A 20,109-nucleotide genomic window follows, 5' to 3' on the forward strand; every position below is an offset into this window, starting at 1 on the left:
CGGTCAGCTGCGGCGCGCGAGCGCGCTGGCGACAAGGGTTTCGAACCCTGCGGCGTCGCGGGTCTCGGCCACCTCGTCGGCGGTGATGGTGACACCCCAGCGGGCCATCGCCTCGTAGCGGGGCTGGCGATGCGCCAGAGCGCGCGCATAGGTCCAGCGGATGAAGGCATCTGGATCAACTTCGTCCGCTTGAATATTGTTTTCGTTCAGATATTCACTCCACGCCGCATCAAGGAATTCGGGCTGGTAGGCCATCGGCTTGGGCGCTCGGTCAAAGCGGCGGATCAGTTCCTGAGTGTGTGCCTCGGAGCCCTTGATATGGATCAGCAGGCAGTGGCGCGACAGTTCGTTGAGCAGCGGATCGTCAGGGTCGTCGCCATCCACCCATTCGCAGATCGACCCGCCGGTATCGCAGACGAAATTCGGATAGCCGTAGAGCCGCTCGGCGCGGGCGATGAAATGCGCCGTGTCATTGAGCGCGGCGATCTCGGCGTGGCGGAACTGTTCCTGCCGGCGGCGGTATTCGTCGATGGGAAAGCCGCCTTTCTCGGGGTTGCCCGGTTTGCCCAGATAGGTCGAGACCGGCGCCAGGTTGTCGAAGGTGATGTTGGAGCCGATATAGATCGAATCCGTCAGGAGAAGCTCGCGCAGGAACGGCACCTTCATGGCGTGGGCCTTGGCGTTGTCGGCGATGAGCTCGCCCATGTAGCGGGTGCCGATGCGGTAATCGATCGAGTAATGGAACCAGTCGCCGGACTCGCGCAGCATGTTCGACAGATGCGTCTTGCCAAGCCCCGACATCCCGAAGAACAGGACGCGCTTGTGACTGGCATCGCGCCAGGCCTGAGCGGATTGATAGATCATGGGCGGATCCTTTCTGCCGGGATGTGGTAGCCAGCGGCGCGGGGCAGGTCAATGGCAAGCGGGGCACAACGAAAAACCCCGCCCGGGTGATCGGGCGGGGCGCTATCTGCGGGGATGGCGTGGATCAGTAGTGCCAGCCGACCTTCACGCCGACACCGACGGCCGAGTTGTCGGTGAATTGCGGGCGCAGCGGCCCGATGGAGGTCGTGGCGTCGCCGATCCAAGTGTAGTTGACGCCGGTCGAGACCGAGAAGTTCTCGTTCTTGTAGCGCGCGCCGACGGTGACGCCGAACTTGCCGCTGGTCGGGCCGAGATTCGAGACCGGGGTGACCGAGTCGCCGTCTTCATAGGTCAGCGAGAGCGAGCCGCTCCAGGTATCGGAGAAACGCCGCCCCACACCCATCGTGTAGGTGAAGGTGTCGTCGCTATATGACAGGAAGGCGTTGCCCGTCGCGCCGCGATAGATCAGCGGGTCGATGGTGAACTCGCTCCACTCGACCCAGCGGATACCGCCGAAGACCAGCGTGTCCTTTGCAATGCCGGTCTGGAAATTCAGGTTGACCGATTGCGGGGTCTCGACCTCGGTCTTGGTGACCAGCGCGGTGACCGGCGCCGTCAGGTTTTCCAGAGTGGTGTGCGATGTCTTGACCTTGGAATTGTAGGTCAGCGACACGCGCAGCGCGATGTCGGGGCGTTCATAGGACGCACCCGCCAGGTAGCCGACGCCGTAATCCGCATCCGCCACGGCATTGTAGCCCGCGACGATGGGGAAGTTCGCGCGCGCCTCGAGGCGCTGCACCCGCACGCCGCCATGAACGCCAAAGCCGTTATCCATGCGATAGCGCAAGACACCCGTCACCGCGGCGGTTTCAAGCGTGGCGCTGCTGGTAGCCAGCGGATAGGGCACGTTGGCGCTATACTGGACATCCGCGCCGAAGGGCTGGTCGAAGATGACCGCGTAGCTGAGATTGTTGTTGATCTGCTGCTTGTAGGCTGCGCCGACCTGCCAATAGTTGTTGGTCATGTTGCCCGAGCCGACGCCCAGCACGCTGCCCGAGACCGAGGGCGAGACGCTGCCGAAGCTCAGTTCGGCGTAGTTGCCCTGCTCGAACAGGGCGGAAAGCGATTGCCCCGAGCGGTCGACACCGCCGGCATACGCCGCGCCCGAAGCTGCGCAGAGTGCTGCGGCGGTGATTATGGTTCTTGTCATGCAGATGCCTCCTCCGAATGTCGAGCCATGCTATGTGGAAGGGTCAATGGGTCAATCTTTGACGCGGCGTCAGTTACGCCACGTCAGAAAAAGGTGGTGCATGGGCAACAGTTAGCGCGATATCGTGGTGAAATTATGTTCGATCAACGGGTTCTGGCCACGCCCGGACGACCCTTGCGGGTTTCGGACCAGAGATTGAGGTAATTCGCGCCAAAGATGACGGCGGCACCCAGAATCACGAAAAGGTTGATTGCCTCGTCATAGAACAGCAGCCCGATCACCGCGATCAGAGGCAGGCGGGCGAAATCCACCGGACTGACCAGCGTGGCCGGCGCGATAGAGAGCGCCGTGGTCAGGCAGAAATGCGCCATCAGCCCGCCGCTGGCAATCACCACGAGCCAGGGCAGGGACGCCGCCGAGGGCAGGGCGATATCGCCGTCGATCCCGGAACAGATGAGGCCGAACAGGCTTTGGCTGAGGGTCATCCAGAAGAGGATGCAGGTAAGTGTCGTGCCCCGCGTCAGCACCTTGGTCGCAAGGATCGACCCGGCAAAGCCGATGGCCGCGCCCATGGCCGCGAGCGTGCCGATATTGAGCGTGTCGGGGCTGGGCCGGGCGACGATCAGGATGCCGATGAAACCCAGGCAGGCCGCCAGCACCCGCACCCGCGTCAGTTTTTCGCCAAGCACCAGCGGCGACAGGATCAGCACCCATAACGGCGAGGTGAATTCCAGCGCGAAGACCTGCGCGAGCGGGATCATCGTGATTGCGTAGAACCAGAGATTCTGCCCGGTGAAGTGAAAAACGTTGCGCACGAGATGCACGCCGGGGCGGCGCGCGTCGATATGGCGCCAGGCACCGGTCGCGCGCGCGACCGCGACCACCAGAAGGAGGCCGATCACGCTGCGATACATCATGATTTCAAAGGTATCGAGCTCGAAGCTTACGAAACGCCCGCCCACCGCCATGGCCGAAAAGGACACCACCGCGCCCAGCATCCAGAGCGCGGCGCGCAGCACGTCGGCGGGATCGGCCTTGAGGGGGTCGGGAACGCTGGGGGTCATTCCCACTCGATGGTGCCGGGCGGCTTGGAGGTCACGTCATAGGTGACGCGGTTGATGCCCTTCACCTCGTTGATGATGCGCGTGGCGGTCTCGCCCAGGAATTCATGGCTGAACGGGTAGTAATCGGCCGTCATCCCGTCGACCGAGGTCACGGCGCGCAGCGCGCAGGCATAGTCATAGGTGCGCCCGTCGCCCATCACGCCGACCGTGCGCACCGGCAGGATGGCGACAAAGGCCTGCCAGATCTCGTCATAAAGCCCGTGCTTGCGGATCTGGTCGATATAGACCGCATCGGCCTTGCGCAGGATCTCGAGCTTGTCGCGGGTGATCGCGCCGGGGCAGCGGATGGCAAGACCGGGGCCGGGGAAAGGGTGGCGCCCGATGAAGGAGGCGGGCAGGCCCAGTTCATGACCAAGCGCGCGCACCTCGTCCTTGAAGAGTTCGCGCAGCGGTTCCACCAGCTTGAGTCCCATCTTTTCGGGCAGGCCGCCGACATTGTGGTGACTCTTGATGGTCACCGAAGGCCCGCCCGAGAAGCTGACGCTTTCGATCACGTCCGGGTAAAGCGTGCCCTGCGCCAGGAATTCGGCGCCGTCGATATTGCCGGCATATTTCTGGAACACGTCGATGAAGAGGCGCCCGATTGTTTTTCTCTTTTCTTCGGGGTCACTTACGCCTTCAAGTTCACCCAGGAAAAGATCTGCCTCATCCGCATGGATCAGGGGGATGTTGTAGTGGTCGCGGAACATCGTGACCACTTCCTCGGCCTCGTTGTGGCGCAGCAACCCGTGATCGACGAAAACGCAGGTGAGCTGCTCGCCGATCGCCTCGTGGATCAGCACCGCCGCGACCGAAGAATCGACCCCGCCCGACAGCCCGCAGATCACCTGCTTGTCGCCCACCTGCTCGCGGATCTGGCGGATCGCCTCCTCGCGATAGGCGGCCATGGTCCAGTCGCCCTTGAACCCGGCGAGGCGGATGAAATTCTCATATAGCGTCTTGCCGTTGGGGGTGTGGTGCACCTCTGGGTGGAACTGCACAGCGAAGAAGTTGCGCGACAGATCGGCGGTGATCGCGAAGGGCGCATGGGGCGATGTGCCATAGACCTCGAAGCCCGGCGCAAGCTGGCTGACATGGTCCCCATGGCTCATCCAGACCTGTTCGCGATCCTCGAGAAACCAGCCGTTCAGAAGGTCGATGCGCGATTCGGAGGGGCTGACATAGGCGCGCCCGAATTCGGCGGTGCCATGGCCGCGTTCGACCCGTCCGCCCAGCATTTCCATCATCACCTGCTGGCCATAGCAGATGCCGAGGATCGGCACGCCCAGTTCGAACACCTTTTGAGGCGGGCGCGGCGAGCCTTCGTCGATCACGCTGGCAGGCCCGCCCGAGAAGATCACGGCGCGCGGCGCGAATGCGTCGAGAAACGCATCGGTGACGTTCTGGAAGGGGTGGATTTCGCAATAGACGTTCAGTTCACGCAGGCGGCGCGCGATCAGCTGCGTCACCTGGCTGCCGAAATCTATGATGAGAAGGCGGTCATGCGATGTCTGGCTCATGCAATGCCTAGTAGGACGCAGCCGCGCCTTGCGCAAGACCCGGCGAGAATTCCGCCGGATTCGGCGGATCTGTCGCGTCGCATGTCGCTTTAGCCCCCAATGCGGCGCAAATCTCTGATGAGGGGGCGCGGCGCTGCGCTAAGGATGCCCCAAGAAGCTCCGAAGACCGGGGCGATTCAGGACCTTTCGGGGGGAACGCATAAAATGGCCGAAGCAACAGCCCGCAGACGTGGACGAGGGGGCGGAGGTGCGGCGCGCCGCGCCGAGCGCACCGCCGTCAGCATCGAGACCGCGCGCTACATCGAACGCAACGTCCCGCTTTACGAGATCCTCGACGACGCGGCGCTGGAGACCATCGAGGCCAATGCCGAGATCATCCTCGAAGAGATCGGGGTGAATTTCGTCGAGAATCCCCGCGCGCTGGAACGCTGGCGCGAAGCGGGGGCCGATGTGCAGGGCGAGCGCGTGCACATCCCGCGCGGACTGGCGCGCAAGCTTTGCGCCACCGCACCGTCGCGTTTCACCCAGCATGCCCGAAACAGCGAGCGCAATGTCGAGATCGGCGGCAACACGCTGGTCTGTGCCCCGATCTATGGGCCGCCCTTCGTGCGCGACATGGAAGGCGGACGGCGCTATGCCACGATCGAGGATTTCCGCAAGTTCGTGAAGCTGGGCTACATGTCCAAATGGCTGCACCATTCGGGCGGCACGGTCTGCGAGCCCACCGACGTGCCGGTGAACAAGCGCCATCTGGACATGCTGCATGCCCACATGACGCTGAGCGACAAACCCTTCATGGGGTCGGTCACCGACCCGAGCCGCGCCCAGGACAGCGTCGAGATGTGCGAGATCCTGTTCGGCAAGGACTTCGTGCAGGACAACACCGTGATGACCTCGCTCATCAACATCAACTCGCCGATGACCTTCGACGAGGTGATGATGGGGGCGCTGGAAATCTACGCTCAGAACAACCAGGCCTGTATCGTGTCGCCCTTCATCGTGGGCGGGGCAATGGCGCCGGTGTCGGTGATGGGCACGCTGACCCAGGTGCTGGCCGAGGTGCTGGCCGGGATCGCCTACAGCCAGCTGGTGCGCCCCGGCGCGCCGGTGATCTTCGGCGCCTTCGTCAGTTCCATCGACATGAACAGCGGCGCGCCCACCTTCGGCACGCCCGAAGCCAGCCAGATCATCTATGGCGCGGGGCAACTGGCGCGCCGCATGGGCCTGCCGTTCCGTTCCGGCGGGAGCCTGTGCGGCTCGAAACTGCCCGATGCGCAGGCGGCCTATGAAACCGCCAACACCCTGAACGCGGTGATGCTGGGGGGCGTGAACTTCATGCTGCACAGCTGTGGCTGGCTTGAAGGCGGGCTTGTCGCGGGCTTCGAGAAATTCGTCATGGATGCCGACCAGCTTGGCGCGCTGCACCGCTTTGCCGAGGGCATTCCCACCGACGAGAACGGCCAGGCGATGGATGCCATCCGCGAGGTCGGGCCGGGTGGCCACTACCTTGGCTGCGCCCATACGCAGGCCAATTTCAAGAAGGCTTTCTGGCGGTCGGACGTTCTGGATTACAAGCCGTTCGAGACCTGGCACGAAGAGGGCGAGCGCGACACCATGCTGCTGGCCAATGCCAAGATGCACCAGATGCTGACCAATTATCAGCAGCCCGCCCTCGATCCGGCCATCTCCGAGGCGCTCGACACCTATATCGCCGCGAAAAAAGCCTCGATGGCCGACGCCTTCAGCTGAAGATGTCGGTCGTCGCGGCAGCGTGCGAGGCGCGCAACAGGCGGGCCTCGCCCATCATTGCGATCAGCAGATCCACATGGAGCGTGACGCGATAAGCCGCATCACGCTCTTTTCGCGTGCGCTCGATCGCGGCTTCAAGCGCCATGAGGTCGATCAGGGCAGGCCCACTGCGTGGCAGCGGGCCATAACCCAGATGCCGGGGAAGATGCGTGCTGCGCCGGTATTCAGGCAGACCGAAGCGGGCCGCGCTGATCAGAAGGCGGGGTCGGCGCAGATCCGCCATGGCCGAAAGAATGTCTTTCATCGCATGTCTCCGTTTATGATCAGGGGATTCCTTTTACACAACCTTAACGGGTGTTGCGTTGTCGCTGGTTTGTGCGAACGCTGCGCTATGGTTTTGTTCAGCTTTTGGAAACAAGTGTTGATGAATATGCGGCAATTAACGAACTGGTAACATTTACCCGCATAGGTTGTGGATAAACCTGTGGATAACTGGCCCGGCCGGCCAGAGCCATGACTTTGGAGGAATGAGGTGAAAGGCGATTGCGGGGGCGATGAGCCGTTGGCCGGGGTGCCGGGCTGGCTGCCCCAGTCTGCACGGCATTACCTGGCCCATATCGAGGCGGGCACCCCGATCCGGGCGCTGGCACGGCGCGCGGGCTGCCATGCCTCCACGGTGCTGCGCCAGATCCGCGCCTGCGAGGCGCAGCGCGACGACATCCTGGTGGACGCTGCACTTCGGCGTCTCGGGCGGCGGGTGCCACGCGGCCCCGACCGACATGGATTGATCAAGGAGACCTGGGACATGGACGGACGATTGGACAAGGACGGCGCATTGCCCACCGAGGACCGGCTGAGCGTCGAGGCCCGGCGTATCCTGCGCCGCTTATGCGAGACAGGGGCGGTTCTGGCAGTGGCGGCGGATATGGAAAAGGCCGTGGTGCTGCGCGACAATGGCAGCGGCGAAACCAGCCGCGCGGCGGTGGTGGATCGCGCTGTCGCCGAGGCGATGGCCCTGAAGCAATGGATCGCCTGCGAGACGCCGGGGCGGGTGTCGCGTTACCGGATCACGGCGGCGGGGCGGGCTGAAATCCGGCGGATGCTGGCCAGGGACGACACTGGTCCGCCGGGCTGTGCCGAGGCGCCGGGAGCTTTTGCGGGGCCTGCGCGGGCGGTCGGGCTGCAAGACCCGCCTGCTTCCCGGCGCATCCGCTATGGGGCTGCCGAAACGCCGCTGATCGCGCTGGCGCGGCGGCGCGACCGAGACGGGCAGCGCTTCCTTGCCCCCGATCTGGTACGGGCGGGCGAGAGGTTGCGCGAGGATTACGATCTTTCCGGCCTTGGCGCGCGCCGCGATGCGCCCTGGGACCGCTTTGTCATGAAGGATATGGCGCAGCCCGAGGGTCTGTCGCCCATGCAGGTTCTGGCACGCGCAAGGGTGCTTGGGGCGCTACGCGATCTGGGGCCGGGGCTGGGCGATGTGGCGCTGCGCTGCTGCTGTTACCTCGAGGGGCTGGAAACGGCGGAAAAGCGTCTGGGATGGTCAGCGCGTTCGGGCAAGATCGTGCTGCGCATCGCGCTGCAAAGGCTCAAGCGACATTACGAGGGGCTGAATGATGGCAGCGGGCTGATCGGCTAACCGCCGACGATGGCCCCCACCACAAAGGCCACGACCGCGCAGACCGTGCCAACCAGCACGGTTTCCCCGATCGAGCGGCTGAGCCGCTCGCGCGTGGCGCTGAAACGCAACAGGCCAAGGGCGATCAACGCGCTGAGCGTCGTGCAGATGGAGATGTAGAACGTGGTCTGTGTGGGTTCCAGCAGGAAATAGGGCAGCAGCGGCGCAGAACCGAAAATGACGAAGGAGGTGAAGGTGAAAAACCCGTTCAGCGCCGGATTCTCCTCGTCGGGATCCTGCATGCCGAACTCATAGGTCATCATCAGGTCCGCCATGACCTGCGGGTGGCGCGACAGGATCGCGGTGGTGGTGTCGGCCTCGCCGGCGGGCAGGCCGCGCTGGCGCAGGATCTCGAACAGCTCCATGCGCTCCTGCTCGGGGTCCTGGGCAATGGCCCTCAGCTCGTTATTGCGTTGCGCGCGGTAAAGATCGTGCTGCGAGCGCGCCGAAAGGAACTCGCCAAGGCCCATGCTGACCGCATCGGCAAACAGATTGGCCAGCCCGAAGACCAGCACCGCGATGCCGCCGATCTGCGCGACCCCGTCCGCCGCCGCCCCGGCGAAACCCGCGACGATGGCGAAGGTGGTGACGATTCCGTCATTGCCGCCATAGACGATCTGCCTGAGAAATTCCTGCGTCCTGCCCAAGGCATGGGCATCGCGCCTGTGCGCCTGCCAATCCATGTCGTGAATCCCCGTGCCTTGTTGCGCGACCGCTGTCAGGGCGAACAATAATCAAGGTGGCGCTGGCTGCAACCGGGGACATGGTCACAGCCCCGATGATCGCCGCGCTGGAACTGGAACTTGCCCTCGCCATGGTCTATGGTCCGCCTTGCAAGCCAATGATGTGCGGGGACGATTCCGTGAAAGATCTGAAGATGCCGGGCCAGCGCCATCCTGAAAAGGCCCATCGCCCGGACAATGCGCAACCCCGGAAACCCGACTGGATCCGCGTCAAGGCGCCGACCGGGCAGGGCTATCGCGAGACTCACAAGATCATGCGCGAGCATAACCTTGTAACGGTTTGCGAAGAGGCGGGCTGCCCGAATGCCGGCGAATGCTGGAGCGCGGGCCACGCCACCATGATGATCATGGGCGATATCTGCACGCGCGGCTGCACCTTCTGCAACGTCGCCACCGGCAAGCCGCAGGCGCTCGATGTGTTCGAGCCGGGCCGGGTGGCGGATGCGGTCCAGAAGCTGGGGTTGAACCATGTGGTCATCACCAGCGTCGATCGCGACGATATCGAGGATGGCGGCGCAGAGCATTTCGCCCAGACGATCCGCGCCGTGCGCCATCGCAGCCCCGGCACCACGATCGAGATCCTGACGCCCGATTTCCTGCATTGCGATCCTTCGGTGCTGGAAACCGTCGTCGCGGCCAAGCCCGACGTGTTCAATCACAACCTGGAAACGGTGCCTTCGATCTATCCCACGGTGCGACCCGGCGCGCGCTATTTCCATTCACTGCGCCTGTTGCAGCGCGTCAAGGAGATCGACCCGGCCATGTTCACCAAATCCGGGATCATGGTGGGCCTTGGCGAGGATCGCCAATCGGTGCATCAGGTGATGGACGACATGCGCGCCGCCGATATCGATTTCCTGACCATCGGCCAGTACCTGCAACCCACGCCCAAACACCACGCGGTCGAACGTTTCGTCCACCCCGACGAATTCGCAGCATACGAGAAGGCGGCCTACGGCAAGGGGTTTCTGATGGTGTCGGCAACGCCGCTGACGCGCTCGAGCTATCATGCGGGTGACGATTTCGCGCGCCTGCGCGCCGCGCGTCTGGCCAAGCTGGGCTGAGCGTCCGAATATCGGGCCACGAAAGCAAAACGCCCCGCCAGAAGACTGACGGGGCGTTGATTTTCAGTCAATCGCGGGGCGCGGGGTCAGCTGCCCCAGGTACGCACCGGGCCGCAATCCATATGCACGAAATTCGACCCCGAATACCGCCCGACACCGCCACCGCGGCACGCCTTGGCGGCATTGTACATCTGCCCGACCGAACGGGACCCAAGCCGCAGATCGGCAGCCTCACCCTGAAGGTGGCGTGAATTCTTGGCGACGCCACCCGAGCGGCTACGCAGCATCGCGTTGGTCTTCGGGCTGCGATAGCCCGACAGAAGCATGTAGGGTTCGTTCACATCGAGAAGCCCATGCGCCGCCGCCATGATGTCGATCGTGCGCAGGTCGATATTGTGAACGTCATTCGTGCGCCAGTCGCGCATGAACAATTCGATCTCGCGCACCGCGTCGCGGATATAATCGCCTTCGATCCAGTAGATCGTGTCGATGCTTTCGCCGGTGCGCGGCGAGGTCATCTTGATCCGCCGGATATCCCCGGCGCCGCGAAGAAAACCTGCTGCATTGCTGAAGGTCGGAGCGGCGATAACCGCGGAGGCTGCGAAAGCGCCCATTACCGCGCGCCGCGTCATGCTCATCGAGCTTTGGTTCGTCATTGTAAGTCGCGCCTGTCCCGTCGCTTGTTTTTTAGCGCCCGCCTGCCAGCGGGCTGTCCCAATTCGATCCCCAAGTGCTGCCTTTGTATTGCATATCCGGAATCGGGGACCAAGCGGGTTTTGCCCCCGGTTCCCACATTCAAGTTTTTTCGGCAGATTTTTGCGCAAATCACGAAACTGTGCCCGCTTTGCCCCAGTGGCGATGCGTTTTCGCCGCAGAAGCGGGGCCGATTGACGACCTCATCAAGAATTGAATGGACAAGAACCGCAGAGCACATGCGAAGATTTAAACTGCGAAATGTGAATAAACTTTTACGGGGAACCGCGATGTTTTCGATCTCTGCCACCCGCATCCGGGCGGTCTTGCTGAGTGTCAGTCTGTGTCTTGGTCTGATCGGGCTCTGGAGCGCGCCTGCGCAGGCGCAGGTGACGGCGTTCAAACAGGCGGTCGCCGAAGCCGCCGCGCGCGATCGCGATCTGGCGGCATTCTATCGCGATAACGGCTATCAGCCGGTCTGGACGGGGTCTTCGGCGGCGGACCGCGAACGACGCGCCGCGCTGTTCGGGGCGATCGAGATCGCCGACAGCCACGGGCTGCCGGTGGCGCGCTACGATGCCGAAGGGCTGATGGCACGGCTGAAATCGGTACGGTCGCCGCGCGAAGCGGGGCTGGCCGAGGTCGAGATGAGCCGGACCTTTCTGCGCCTCGCGCGCGAAATGCAGACTGGCGCGCTGATCCCGGGGCAGGTGGATGGCGATATCAAGCGACAGGTGGATTACCGCGACCGCATTTCCTATCTTACCAGCCTGATCGAGAGCAGCCCGCGCGCCTATTTCCGTGCGCTGCCGCCGCGCAGCAACGAATACGCGCGGCTGATGAAGGAAAAGATGCGTCTCGAGTCGCTGGCGCAAACCGGTGGCTGGGGGCCGAAAGTGCCGGGCGCTGCGCTCAAGCCCGGCCAGTCGGGCACCGCCGTGGTGGCGCTGCGCAACCGGCTTACCGCGATGGGCTTCCTTGGTCGTTCGGCGACGCAGACCTATGACGAGTCGATCCTGCTTGCGGTGCAGCGCTTCCAGGAGGCGCACGGGCTGACGCCCGATGGCGTGGCCGGCGCCAGCACCATGACCGAGGTCAACGCGACCGTGACCGACCGTCTGAAATCGGTGATCGTGGCGATGGAGCGCGAACGCTGGCTCAATCAGCCACTTGGCGAGCGCCATATCCTTGTGAACCTCACGGACTTCCAGGCCCGTATCGTCGATCATGGCAGCGTGACCTTCGAGACCCGAGTCGTGGTCGGGAAGAATACCGGCGACCGGCGCAGCCCGGAATTCTCGGATGTGATGGACCACATGGTGATCAACCCGACCTGGCATGTGCCGCGCTCGATCGCGGTCAACGAATACCTGCCGCAAATGCAGCGTAACCGCAACGCCGTCAGCCACCTGCGCCTTTACAACAGCCGCGGCCAGCAGGTCAGCCGTGGCGCGGTCAATTTCAACGCCTATAACGCGCGCACCTTCCCCTTTGCCATCAAGCAGCCGCCGTCGCAGCGCAACGCGCTCGGGCTGGTGAAATTCATGTTCCCCAACAAATACAACATCTACCTGCATGACACCCCGGCAAAGGACCTTTTCGAGCGCGAGAAACGCGATTACAGCCATGGCTGCATCCGCGTGCAGAAACCCTTTGAACTGGCCTATGAGCTTCTGGCGCCGCAGGAGGCCGATCCGAAGGGCAAGTTCCATTCGGTTCTGGACGCCGGGCGCGAGAAGCGGGTGGACCTTGAACGCGAGGTGCCGGTGCATATCATCTACCGCACCGCTTTTACCTCGGCCAAGGGCCATATGCAGTATCGCCGGGATGTTTACGGGCGTGACGCAAAGATATGGGATGCGCTTGGCAAGGCGGGGGTTTCGCTGCACGCGGTTCAGGGCTAAACCATCCCCCGAACGAAGGGGAGTGCCATGTCCTATACCATCAAGGAAATCGCGCAGGCGCTTGGGGCCACGGCCCTTGGCGCCACCGATCTGGAAATTGACAGCGTGGCCGAGCCCGCCGATGCCGCCGCCAACCAGCTGGCGCTGGCGATGAAGCCTGAATATGCCGGGCAAATTGCCACGGGGCAGGCGCGCGCGGCGATGCTCTGGGACGGCGCGGACTGGGAAGCGCTGGGGCTGAAAGCCGCCATCATTGCGCCGCGGCCACGCTTTGCGCTGGCCGGATTATCGGCGATGATGGATCCCGGGCAGGGCTGGGAGGCGGGCATTCACCCCTCGGCGGTGGTCGATCCAAAGGCCGAACTGGCGGGCGACGTGAGCGTCGGCCCGCTGGCGGTGATCTGCGCCGGGGCGCGGATCGGCGCAGGCACCGTGATCGGGCCGCAATGTTTCGTCGGCGCGGACTGCCGGATCGGCGAAGGCGGTTTCCTGCGTGAAGGCGTGCGCATCGGCGCACGGGTGCAGATCGGCGCGCGTTTCATCGCCCAGCCCGGCGCGGTGATCGGCGGCGACGGGTTCTCTTTTGTCACACCCGAGGTTTCGGGCGTCGAACGGGCGCGTGAGACGCTTGGCGATCAGGGCGATGTGCAAAAGCAATCCTATGCCCGCATCCACAGCCTTGGCAGCGTCACCATCGGCGACGATGTCGAGATCGGCGCCAATGCCTGCGTCGATCGCGGCACGGTGCGTGACACGAAGATCGGCAATGGCACCAAGCTCGACAACCTCGTGCAGGTCGGCCACAATGTCGTGGTGGGCTGCGACACGCTTTTGTGCGGGCAGGTCGGCATCGGCGGCTCGACCGTGATCGGCAACAATGTGGTGCTGGCCGGTCAGACCGGGGTGGGCGACAATCTGTTCATCGGAGACAACGCGATCACCGGCGGCGGCACCAAGGTGCTGGCCAATATTCCCGCCGGGCGCGTCATGCTGGGTTACCCCGCGATGAAGATGGAAAGCCAGATGGAGGTCTATAAGGGCCTGCGCCGCCTGAAGCGGCTGTTCGCGGATGTCGCGGAGCTCAAGAAAACTGTTTCAAACGGGGCCGAGAGCCATTAAATCCAACGCGACCAAAGCGGGAAGGCGACACTCATGAGCAGCATCAAGGACCGCGTGATCGGAATCATCGCCGAACAGGCCGTGCTCGACCCTTCGGATGTGACCATGGACAGCACGCTCGAGGATCTGGGGATCGACAGCCTGGGATTGGTGGAAAGCATCTTCGCCATCGAAGAGGAATTTGATATCTCCGTCCCTTTCAACGCCAATGAGCCCGAAGCCAGCGATTTTGACATCTCCTCGGTCGCCTCGATCGTCGCGGGGATCGAGAAACTGATCAAAGAACAGTCGTGAAACGGGTCGTCATCACCGGCGCGGGCACGATCAATGCGCTCGGCCATAACGTGCCCGACACCCTTCAGGCAATGCGCGAAGGGCGCTGTGGCATCGGAGAACTGGAGTTCCGCGATGTCGACCGCCTGTCGATCAGGATCGGCGGGCAGGTGCGTGGCTATGACCCCGAGGATCGCTTCAACCGTCAGCAACTGGCGCTCTATGACCGCTTTACGCAGTTCACCCTGATCGCCGCGCGCGAGGCCATCTCCCAGGCCGGTCTGGTCTTTTCAGGTGAGCTGGCGGCGCGGGCCGGGGTGGTTCTGGGCAATTCCGGGGGCGGCATGACCACCCTCGACGAGAATTACCGCTCGGTCTACGAGGACGGCAAGAACCGGGTGCATCCCTTCGTGGTGCCCAAGCTCATGAACAACGCCGCCGCCAGCCATGTATCGATGGAGTTCAACCTCAAGGGGCCAAGCTTTACCGTATCGACCGCCTGCGCGTCGTCCAATCACGCGATGGCGCAGGCTTTTCAGATGGTGCATGGCGGCATGACTCCTGTGATGATCACCGGCGGCTCGGAATCCATGCTGTGCTTTGGCGGGGTCAAGGCATGGGAAGGGCTGCGGGTGATGTCCAAGGATGGCTGCCGGCCCTTTTCGGCCAACCGCAACGGCATGGTGCAGGGCGAGGGCGCGGGGATCTTCGTCTTCGAGGAATACGAGCACGCCCGCGCGCGTGGCGCCGAGATCATGGCCGAAGTGGCGGGCTATGCCATGTCGTCGGATGCGGCGGATATTGTCATGCCCTCCAAACAGGGTGCATCGCGCGCGATCAAGGGCGCGCTGGCGGATGCGCGGCTGAATCTGACCGATGTGGGTTATATCAACGCGCATGGCACCGGCACGGCCGCCAATGACAAGACCGAAAGCGCTGCCGTGGCGGATGTGTTCGGCGCCCATGCCGACCGGCTGATGATTTCCTCGACCAAGTCGATGCATGGCCACCTGATCGGCGGCACCGGCGCGGTCGAATTGCTGGCCTGCATCATGGCCGTCCGCGATGGGGTCATCGCCCCCACCATCGGCTATGAAGAGCTCGACCCGGAATGCGCGCTTGACGTGGTACCCAACGAGGCGCGCGAAGCGGATGTCAATGTCGCGCTGTCCAACGCCTTTGCCTTTGGCGGGCTGAACGCGGTGCTGGCGCTCAAGCGTTTCACCTGACAAGAGCCGCCCCATGCGCCAGGAGAAACGGCGCCGCGTGATCCACGCAGCGCCGTCCTGACTGTCAGAGCCGTCAAAGACCCGCGGGCAGAACCTCAGTCCTGCAACACCGAGACGTTGCTATAGGCGTTGGTGAAACCATCAAGCGACACTTTGATATCGACGGTCTGATCGGGCGCCTGCGCGGGCACGATCTGCAATTGTGCTGCCGCGCCGGCCTTGAAGGCATCGACATCGGCCTGCGTCAGGCCGATTCGGGCAAAACAGCCCACCATCGTGCAGAAGGAATAGGAATAGGACTTGGACCGTCCGCCATCCACCGAAATCTTCAACTCTTCGGGCAGCAGCGTGCCAAGCGGCACCACGATGGTTGCACCAGCTGCGGCCTGCGCACCATCGGGCAGGCGGAACAGGCTGAACTCGGCCACGGGATTGCCTGCCTCCTCGGTCAGAAGCTGATACATCTGGCAGGGGTCTTCCTCGGCCTCGCTGCGGAAGCACTTGAGCTGCCAGTCGCCGTATTCCTCCTTGATGTAGGTCGCGTCCTCCTGCACTTCGCGGCCGGTATCGAGCTGCGGTGCGACACCCGTGGCAGGCTCGGCGGCCTGATCCGTGGCGGTATCTGCACTTTCGGTTTCGGCCTGCGTATCGGTCGCCGTATCGCTGGCCGTGTCCTGCGCGCTCAGCGATGTGCCAACGGCAAGCAGCGCGATCAAAGGCAAGGTCTGATAAATCTTGGGCATTGAGTCCCCGTGATATTGGTTTTCAAGGTTGTTGGCGCTCTAGCACGGCTTGGCGCCAGTGTCAGGAGAAAAACGAAGTTGCTCAGGTGCTTCAAGGCGAAAAATCGCCATTCGAGGCCATCCTGTCCGGAAGGTCGCCGCGCTGCAAAACGGAAAAGAGGCCAAGCGGCCCCTTTTCCTTTATCTCCCCGTCGGACTGGCCGACTTAGTTATTGGCCGGAACGCTAGGACAGTTCTGACAATCCGTCAACAGGTGAACTGCGCCGCCCTGCGCGAAAACGCCCGCTCAGAAAAAAGGCCGCGCACAAGGGCGCGGCCAGTCTGACAGGGAGGAAATCCCCGGACCAGAGGACATGCGGCCCGGGAACGAGATTCATGCTGGCAGATAAAAGTTAACTTTGTATGTTCAGAGCGTGAATAAATTCAGGCCGGGGGCGAGTGACGTGGACAGCAGGATTTTCATCGGTGGCGGCGGCGAGGGATATGACACCAGACAGGGACTCTCGCTGAAATACGCCAATCGGCACGGGCTGATCGCCGGGGCCACCGGCACCGGCAAGACGGTGACGCTGCAAATCCTGGCCGAGGGATTCTCGGCGGCGGGCGTGCCGGTGTTCCTGTCGGACGTGAAGGGCGATCTTTCCGGGCTGGCCGAGGCCGGCAGCCCAGATGGCAAGCTTCACGGCGCCTTCATGAAGCGCAATGAAACCATAGGCTTCGATGATTTCACCTATGATGCATTTCCGGTCACCTTCTGGGACATCTTCGGCGAGCAGGGCCACCCGGTGCGCACCACGCTGGCCGAGATGGGGCCGCTTCTGCTCAGTCGCCTGATGGATCTGAGCGACGCGCAGGAAGGCATCATGAATATCGCCTTCCGGGTCGCAGACGAGGAGGGCATGCCGCTTCTTGACCTCAAGGACCTGCAATCGCTGCTGGTCTGGATCGGCGAGAACCGGAGCGAACTTTCGCTTCGCTATGGCAATGTTTCGCCACAATCCGTCGGCGCGATCCAGCGTCAATTGCTGGTACTCGAGAACCAGGGCGGCATTTCGCTGTTCGGCGAGCCGGCGCTTGATCTTTCGGATCTCATGCGCACCGACCTCGACGGGCGCGGGCGGATCAATATCCTCGCATCCGACCGGTTGATGAACTCGCCGCGCCTTTATGCCACCTTCCTTCTGTGGCTTCTGTCGGACCTTTTCGAGACCCTTCCAGAAGTGGGCGACCCCGACAAGCCCCGGCTGGTCTTCTTCTTCGACGAAGCGCACCTGCTGTTTGACGACGCGCCCAAGGCGCTGGTCGACAAGGTCGAGCAGGTGGCGCGCCTGATCCGCTCCAAAGGGGTCGGCGTCTATTTCATCACCCAGAATCCCGACGACGTGCCCGAGGACATCCTTGGCCAGCTTGGCAACCGCTTTCAGCATGCGCTGCGCGCCTTCACCGCGCGCGACCGCAAGGCGCTGAAACGGGCCGCCGAAACCTATCGCCCCAATCCGCGTTTCGACACGGCGGATGCGATCCGCGACGTGGGCACCGGCGAGGCCGTAACCTCGATGCTAGAAGCCAAGGGCGCCCCCGGCATTGTCGAGCGCACGATGATCCGCCCGCCGTCATCGCGGCTGGGGCCGATCGACGATGAGAAAAGGCGCGCGGTGATGGCCAACTCGCCGATGGCCGGAAAATACGACACGCTGATGGACCGCGACTCGGCCCATGAAATGCTGGCCAGGCGCGCCGACGAAGCCGCCCGCGAGGCCGAAGCCGCCGAGGCTGCCGAGGCCGAAGCCGAGACCCAATCCGCCGCCGAGCGTGAATTCAGCGCCGCCCGGCGTTACTCGGGAAAGCGGGTCGCGCGCTCGGGCACGCAGGCGCGCGAACCCGCCGGTATGGCCGGCAGCATAGGGCAGGCACTTGGCAGCGCAGTGATGAAGGAACTCAAGGGCACCACCGGGCGGCGCATCGTGCGCGGCATTCTTGGCGGGTTGTTCAAGGGCCGGTGACGAAACCGGCCCGTCCGGGCCTGCTAGATCCTGGACAGATCCTCGAGCAGGGCCTCGTACATGTGGGCCGCGCGGCGCACGCGTGAGCGCTTCATCTGGGGGTTCTCGACCCGGATCAGCGCCTCGATCCCCAGCATGAAGGGCAGGATCAGCCGGCGCTCGGCCTCGGTCATCGCGAAGGTCTCGCTGAAACCCTCGATCAATACGCCATCCACCCCCAGCACCCGCGACCCCGAAGGGATCACGCCGCGCCGCCCCATATGCATCAGGAATCGCGCCATGTCCTTGTAGATCGGCATCCGCGCCGAGCCGCCATTGTCGATTCCGGTCATGCGCGTATCCGCCACGATCAGGTTGTTGGGATGAAAATCGCCGTGACAGATCGCCGTGCGCCATTCCAGCCCCTCGATCCGGGACACCAGCCGCGACAGTTCCGCAATGACCGGCCGCTCGAGCTTGCGCAGCCTGGAAAAGGGCTGCTTGGCCGCGGCGCGCTCGGCCCGCTTGAGCCAGCCTTCGGGCTTGGCGGGCCACCAGCTTTCGCTGCTTTCGGTATAAGAGCGCAGCCAGCGCGCCGCCGGCAGGACCTGCGCCTCGCGCGCCTCGGGCGGGCTTTGCCAGATCAGCGCCATCAGCGGCGTGCCGGGGACGAACTCCACCGCGATCAGCCCGAATTCCGCCGCGTGATAAAGCGGCGCGTTCACCCTGTGCTCGTCGTCCTGCATTTCGCTATGGACGCGCTGCAATTCGACCCATTCGCGCCCCGCCACGCCATCCTGCGGGCTGTGAAACACGCGCCAGATACAGTCCCGGCCCTGCACCGTGCCGCGGCAAATGGTGCGTTTGCCCGGCACATGGCGCAGCATCTCGCCCAGATCCGCCCCCTCGAGCGCGGGATCGGCCTTGACAGCCGCCTCGAACCGCGCGGCCAGCGCGATCATCGCATCCATCTCGGGAATGTCGGGTTTTGTCATGACAACAACAATCCTTCAGGGGTCGGGGGGCGTCAACCGAATTGAACCCCACCAGCGCCCCGGATAAGGTGGCCGCATAATTCCTCAGCCAACAGGATGCGAAAATGACAGAGTCGCCGGTTTCCGAAATGTCGTTCGAAGATGCCATGAAGGAACTTGAACAGGTCGTCTCGACGCTCGAGCGCGGCGATGTGGCGCTCGAGGAATCGATCAAGCTTTATGAACGCGGGGCAGCGCTCAAGACCCGCTGCGAAGCCAAGCTCAAGGAAGCCGAGGAAAAGGTCGCCGCGATCACGCTTGATGCCGATGGCACCGCCACCGGAACCACGCCCGCCGAAGGGCTCTGAACCTCATGAACACCCAAGGCGCAGGTCAGGCCGCGCGCGTCCATGCCCATCTTGACTCCGTGCTTGAGGCGTTCGGGGATACCCCGGTCGTCGCGGCAATGCGCTATGCGGTCTCGGGCGGCAAGCGGATCCGGGCGCGCCTGGTTCTTGAGGGCGCGCGGCTTCATGGCGTTGCCGAGACGCGCGCGCTCTGGCCCGCCGCCGCGATCGAGGCGATGCATGCCTACAGCCTCGTGCATGACGATCTGCCCTGCATGGATGACGACGATGTGCGTCGCGGCCAGCCCACACTACATGTGAAATGGGACGAGGCCACCGCCGTTCTGGCGGGCGATGCCCTGCAATCGCTGGCTTTCGAGCTGGCCACCCATCCCGATGGCGCCGCAAGCGCCCATGCCCGCGCCGAACTTGCGCTGAGCCTTGCACGCGCCGCGGGCGGGCAGGGGATGGTGCTGGGGCAGGCGCTGGATATCGCCGCCGAAACCGCCGAGGCCGCGCCGACCCTGGATGAGATCACCCGGCTTCAGGCCGGCAAGACCGGTGCCCTGATCGAATGGGCCGCCTGCGCCGGGCCACGCATGGCAGACGCCGACCCCGCGCCGCTGGCGGCCTATGCGCAAGCGCTCGGGCTGGCCTTCCAGATCCAGGACGACGTGATCGACGTGACCGGCGATGCCGCCGCCGCGGGCAAGGCCGTGGGCAAGGACGCAGCCGCCGGAAAAGCCACCTTCGTCTCGCTGCTCGGGCTTGATGCCGCCCGCGCGCGTGCCCGCGCCCTTGTTGAAACGGCCTGCGATGCTCTATCTCCTTATCAAGAGGACGCCGACAGCTTGCGGGCGCTCGCCCGCTTCGTTATCTCGCGTCGAAGCTGAGTCTTGCCCCGAGGAGGGCGC

Annotated in this window: 19 protein-coding genes; 10 read left to right on the forward strand and 9 right to left on the reverse strand. The window is 63.8% G+C overall.

What is annotated here, in order from left to right:
* Positions 1-3: 3 nt before the first annotated feature.
* From N5A93_RS02215 to guaA, 4 genes are all read right to left on the reverse strand, one after another.
* On the reverse strand, positions 4-864 hold the full coding sequence (locus tag N5A93_RS02215) for an ATPase (RefSeq protein WP_268953413.1): 861 nt from the start codon (positions 862-864) through the stop codon (positions 4-6).
* Between the two features lie 124 nt (positions 865-988).
* Positions 989-2,074, reverse strand: coding sequence for an OmpP1/FadL family transporter (locus N5A93_RS02220; RefSeq protein WP_268953414.1), 1,086 nt, complete (start codon positions 2,072-2,074; stop codon positions 989-991).
* Positions 2,075-2,217: 143 nt separating this feature from the next.
* Positions 2,218-3,138, reverse strand: a complete 921-nt coding sequence (locus tag N5A93_RS02225) for a DMT family transporter (RefSeq protein ID WP_268953415.1) — start codon at positions 3,136-3,138, stop codon at positions 2,218-2,220.
* On the reverse strand, positions 3,135-4,697 hold the full coding sequence (guaA, locus tag N5A93_RS02230; RefSeq protein ID WP_268953416.1) for a glutamine-hydrolyzing GMP synthase: 1,563 nt from the start codon (positions 4,695-4,697) through the stop codon (positions 3,135-3,137). Before guaA ends, N5A93_RS02225 begins: the two co-directional genes overlap by 4 nt.
* Positions 4,698-4,901: 204 nt before the next feature.
* Here guaA and N5A93_RS02235 point away from each other — a divergent pair, with 204 nt between their 5' ends.
* Positions 4,902-6,446 carry a trimethylamine methyltransferase family protein gene (locus N5A93_RS02235; RefSeq protein WP_268953417.1) on the forward strand — a complete coding sequence of 515 codons (1,545 nt, stop codon included), beginning with the start codon at positions 4,902-4,904 and terminating at the stop codon, positions 6,444-6,446.
* On the opposite strand, the gene N5A93_RS02240 is transcribed toward N5A93_RS02235, so the two are convergent.
* On the reverse strand, positions 6,439-6,750 hold the full coding sequence (locus N5A93_RS02240) for a DUF6477 family protein (RefSeq protein WP_268953418.1): 312 nt from the start codon (positions 6,748-6,750) through the stop codon (positions 6,439-6,441). The genes N5A93_RS02235 and N5A93_RS02240 overlap by 8 nt on opposite strands.
* A gap of 228 nt (positions 6,751-6,978) precedes the next feature.
* Between N5A93_RS02240 and N5A93_RS02245 the strand changes: the two genes are divergently transcribed.
* Positions 6,979-8,085 (forward strand): DUF6456 domain-containing protein, encoded by a 1,107-nt coding sequence (locus tag N5A93_RS02245; protein WP_268953419.1) that lies wholly within the window; start codon positions 6,979-6,981, stop codon positions 8,083-8,085.
* Here N5A93_RS02245 and N5A93_RS02250 read toward each other — a convergent pair.
* Entirely contained in the window at positions 8,082-8,807 is a 726-nt protein-coding gene (locus N5A93_RS02250) for a VIT1/CCC1 transporter family protein (protein WP_268953420.1), read from the reverse strand. The two genes, N5A93_RS02245 and N5A93_RS02250, sit on opposite strands and share 4 nt — an antisense overlap.
* Before the next feature lie 131 nt (positions 8,808-8,938).
* On the opposite strand from N5A93_RS02250, the gene lipA reads away from it, so the two are divergent.
* Positions 8,939-9,931, forward strand: coding sequence for a lipoyl synthase (gene lipA, locus N5A93_RS02255; RefSeq protein ID WP_328404565.1), 993 nt, complete (start codon positions 8,939-8,941; stop codon positions 9,929-9,931).
* An 86-nt stretch (positions 9,932-10,017) separates the two neighbouring features.
* On the opposite strand, the gene mepK is transcribed toward lipA, so the two are convergent.
* The gene (gene mepK, locus N5A93_RS02260; RefSeq protein ID WP_268953421.1) at positions 10,018-10,587 is read right to left on the reverse strand and encodes a peptidoglycan L,D-endopeptidase MepK; all 570 of its coding nucleotides are present in this window, start codon (positions 10,585-10,587) and stop codon (positions 10,018-10,020) included.
* 327 nt (positions 10,588-10,914) lie between these two features.
* On the opposite strand from mepK, the gene N5A93_RS02265 reads away from it, so the two are divergent.
* Genes N5A93_RS02265 through N5A93_RS02280 form a run of 4 tightly spaced genes read left to right on the forward strand, consistent with a single transcriptional unit; the run spans position 10,915 to position 15,149 of the window.
* Entirely contained in the window at positions 10,915-12,528 is a 1,614-nt protein-coding gene (locus N5A93_RS02265) for a L,D-transpeptidase family protein (RefSeq protein WP_268953422.1), read from the forward strand.
* 27 nt (positions 12,529-12,555) lie between these two features.
* Positions 12,556-13,647, forward strand: coding sequence for a UDP-3-O-(3-hydroxymyristoyl)glucosamine N-acyltransferase (lpxD, locus tag N5A93_RS02270; RefSeq protein ID WP_268953423.1), 1,092 nt, complete (start codon positions 12,556-12,558; stop codon positions 13,645-13,647).
* A gap of 33 nt (positions 13,648-13,680) precedes the next feature.
* On the forward strand, positions 13,681-13,941 hold the full coding sequence (locus N5A93_RS02275) for an acyl carrier protein (RefSeq protein ID WP_268953424.1): 261 nt from the start codon (positions 13,681-13,683) through the stop codon (positions 13,939-13,941).
* Positions 13,938-15,149: a beta-ketoacyl-[acyl-carrier-protein] synthase family protein gene (locus N5A93_RS02280; RefSeq protein WP_268953425.1), complete on the forward strand. Its 1,212-nt coding sequence runs from the start codon at positions 13,938-13,940 to the stop codon at positions 15,147-15,149. The genes N5A93_RS02275 and N5A93_RS02280 overlap by 4 nt, the downstream gene beginning before the upstream one ends.
* A 95-nt stretch (positions 15,150-15,244) precedes the next feature.
* On the opposite strand, the gene N5A93_RS02285 is transcribed toward N5A93_RS02280, so the two are convergent.
* Positions 15,245-15,892 carry an invasion associated locus B family protein gene (locus N5A93_RS02285; RefSeq protein ID WP_268953426.1) on the reverse strand — a complete coding sequence of 216 codons (648 nt, stop codon included), beginning with the start codon at positions 15,890-15,892 and terminating at the stop codon, positions 15,245-15,247.
* 443 nt (positions 15,893-16,335) lie between these two features.
* Here N5A93_RS02285 and N5A93_RS02290 point away from each other — a divergent pair, with 443 nt between their 5' ends.
* Complete coding sequence (locus tag N5A93_RS02290) at positions 16,336-17,895, forward strand: helicase HerA-like domain-containing protein (protein ID WP_268953427.1); 1,560 nt, start codon at positions 16,336-16,338, stop codon at positions 17,893-17,895.
* A gap of 23 nt (positions 17,896-17,918) precedes the next feature.
* Here the strand turns inward: N5A93_RS02290 and N5A93_RS02295 are convergent, their stop codons facing one another.
* The gene (locus tag N5A93_RS02295) at positions 17,919-18,869 is read right to left on the reverse strand and encodes a phosphotransferase (RefSeq protein ID WP_268953428.1); all 951 of its coding nucleotides are present in this window, start codon (positions 18,867-18,869) and stop codon (positions 17,919-17,921) included.
* A 104-nt stretch (positions 18,870-18,973) separates the two neighbouring features.
* On the opposite strand from N5A93_RS02295, the gene N5A93_RS02300 reads away from it, so the two are divergent.
* Both N5A93_RS02300 and N5A93_RS02305 read left to right on the forward strand, forming a co-directional pair.
* Positions 18,974-19,216 carry an exodeoxyribonuclease VII small subunit gene (locus tag N5A93_RS02300; protein WP_268953429.1) on the forward strand — a complete coding sequence of 81 codons (243 nt, stop codon included), beginning with the start codon at positions 18,974-18,976 and terminating at the stop codon, positions 19,214-19,216.
* Between the two features lie 5 nt (positions 19,217-19,221).
* Complete coding sequence (locus N5A93_RS02305; RefSeq protein ID WP_268953430.1) at positions 19,222-20,088, forward strand: polyprenyl synthetase family protein; 867 nt, start codon at positions 19,222-19,224, stop codon at positions 20,086-20,088.
* Positions 20,089-20,109 lie beyond the last annotated feature (21 nt).

Origin of the sequence: Roseovarius salincola, from assembly GCF_026891095.1 — a bacterium.
Classification (GTDB): Bacteria; Pseudomonadota; Alphaproteobacteria; order Rhodobacterales; family Rhodobacteraceae; genus Roseovarius; species Roseovarius salincola.

Excerpts from the sequence above, each read along its gene's own strand:
- N5A93_RS02295 (WP_268953428.1), bottom strand. The coding sequence starts at position 18,869 with ATGACAAAACCCGACATTCCCGAGATGGATGCGATGATCGCGCTGGCC.
- N5A93_RS02225 (WP_268953415.1), bottom strand. The coding sequence starts at position 3,138 with ATGACCCCCAGCGTTCCCGACCCCCTCAAGGCCGATCCCGCCGACGTG.
- N5A93_RS02300 (WP_268953429.1), top strand. The coding sequence starts at position 18,974 with ATGACAGAGTCGCCGGTTTCCGAAATGTCGTTCGAAGATGCCATGAAG.
- N5A93_RS02285 (WP_268953426.1), bottom strand. The coding sequence starts at position 15,892 with ATGCCCAAGATTTATCAGACCTTGCCTTTGATCGCGCTGCTTGCCGTT.
- N5A93_RS02265 (WP_268953422.1), top strand. The coding sequence starts at position 10,915 with ATGTTTTCGATCTCTGCCACCCGCATCCGGGCGGTCTTGCTGAGTGTC.
- N5A93_RS02240 (WP_268953418.1), bottom strand. The coding sequence starts at position 6,750 with ATGAAAGACATTCTTTCGGCCATGGCGGATCTGCGCCGACCCCGCCTT.
- N5A93_RS02305 (WP_268953430.1), top strand. The coding sequence starts at position 19,222 with ATGAACACCCAAGGCGCAGGTCAGGCCGCGCGCGTCCATGCCCATCTT.
- lipA (WP_328404565.1), top strand. The coding sequence starts at position 8,939 with ATGGTCTATGGTCCGCCTTGCAAGCCAATGATGTGCGGGGACGATTCC.
- lpxD (WP_268953423.1), top strand. The coding sequence starts at position 12,556 with ATGTCCTATACCATCAAGGAAATCGCGCAGGCGCTTGGGGCCACGGCC.
- guaA (WP_268953416.1), bottom strand. The coding sequence starts at position 4,697 with ATGAGCCAGACATCGCATGACCGCCTTCTCATCATAGATTTCGGCAGC.
- N5A93_RS02275 (WP_268953424.1), top strand. The coding sequence starts at position 13,681 with ATGAGCAGCATCAAGGACCGCGTGATCGGAATCATCGCCGAACAGGCC.
- N5A93_RS02250 (WP_268953420.1), bottom strand. The coding sequence starts at position 8,807 with ATGGATTGGCAGGCGCACAGGCGCGATGCCCATGCCTTGGGCAGGACG.
- mepK (WP_268953421.1), bottom strand. The coding sequence starts at position 10,587 with ATGACGAACCAAAGCTCGATGAGCATGACGCGGCGCGCGGTAATGGGC.
- N5A93_RS02220 (WP_268953414.1), bottom strand. The coding sequence starts at position 2,074 with ATGACAAGAACCATAATCACCGCCGCAGCACTCTGCGCAGCTTCGGGC.
- N5A93_RS02215 (WP_268953413.1), bottom strand. The coding sequence starts at position 864 with ATGATCTATCAATCCGCTCAGGCCTGGCGCGATGCCAGTCACAAGCGC.
- N5A93_RS02235 (WP_268953417.1), top strand. The coding sequence starts at position 4,902 with ATGGCCGAAGCAACAGCCCGCAGACGTGGACGAGGGGGCGGAGGTGCG.